Here is a 1035-nt window from a genome sequence, read left to right on the forward strand (position 1 = left end):
TGGGGGCCTTGGAGCGGCCTTCGGCCGGCAAGGTCTACTGGGAAGGGCAGGACGCGGCCTCCCTATCGGAACGCACGCGGGGCTTGCGCCGCAACCGCAGTCTGGGCTTCGTCTACCAGTTCCATCACCTATTGCCCGAGTTCAGCGCCCTGGAGAACGTCGCCATGCCCTTGCTCATCCGGGGCCTGGAGCCGGCACAGGCGGCAGCCCAGGCGACAGAGGTCCTGGAGCGGGTGGGTCTGGGAAATCGGGGTGAGCACAAACCTGCGGAGCTCTCCGGCGGCGAGCGGCAGCGGGCCGCCATCGCCCGCGCCCTGGTGACGCGACCGGCCTGCGTGCTCGCGGACGAACCGACCGGCAACCTGGATCGACATACGGCCGAGCGGGTCTATGCGTTGATGCTGGCGCTCAATGCCGAAATCGGGACCAGCTTGGTGATCGTTACCCACGACACCGGCTTGACCCGGCGTATGGATCAGGTCTGGCGTTTGGACGACGGGGTACTGAACCCCGGGGCTGCGGCGCGGTAGCGGGTCCGGCGCAGACGGATCCGACGTACCAGGTTCCAGCGCCAGGCGGCCTGTACCGCGAGATAGCCCAGCGCCGAGCAGAGGGCCCCGCAGACCAATCCGCCGACCGTCAGAGGGGCGAGGACGTCCAGCCAGTTGCGCCATTCGAGCCAATACTCCACGCTGAAGGTGTGCACCGGCGTCCCGAGTATCCAAGCTCCCACCAGGTATGCGAAGTAGTACATGGGCGGTATGGTGACCGGATTGGTGATCCAGACCAGGGCCACGGAGATGGGGAGGTTGACGCGGAACACAATGGCCCCGGCGGCGGCGATCAGGAGTTGCCCCAGCGGCGGCAGATACATGACGAACATCCCTACCGCGAAGGCGCCCGCCACGGACCGCCGGTTGAGATGCCACAAACCGGGGTCTTGCAATCGCTTGCCGAAGACGCGTAGCTGCCTGTGCTCGCGGACCTGCGCCCGATTCGGCGTAATCCGCTTCAGCCATTGTTTCACACCGCTCC

2 protein-coding genes are annotated in these 1035 nt (G+C 66.7%); one reads left to right on the forward strand and one right to left on the reverse strand.

Annotated features, from left to right (window positions below; genetic code table 11):
- Positions 1-530: ABC transporter ATP-binding protein (locus BQ17_RS00055; RefSeq protein WP_141699008.1), on the forward strand; the 530-nt coding region annotated here is incomplete at its 5' end.
- Here the strand turns inward: BQ17_RS00055 and BQ17_RS00060 are convergent.
- Positions 476-1035 (reverse strand): DUF2062 domain-containing protein (locus BQ17_RS00060; protein ID WP_369406445.1); only part of this gene is annotated, 560 nt, incomplete at its 5' end. The genes BQ17_RS00055 and BQ17_RS00060 overlap by 55 nt on opposite strands.

Source organism: Candidatus Thiosymbion oneisti, assembly GCF_900092655.1.
GTDB classification, from domain to species: Bacteria; Pseudomonadota; Gammaproteobacteria; order Chromatiales; family Chromatiaceae; genus Thiosymbion; species Thiosymbion oneisti.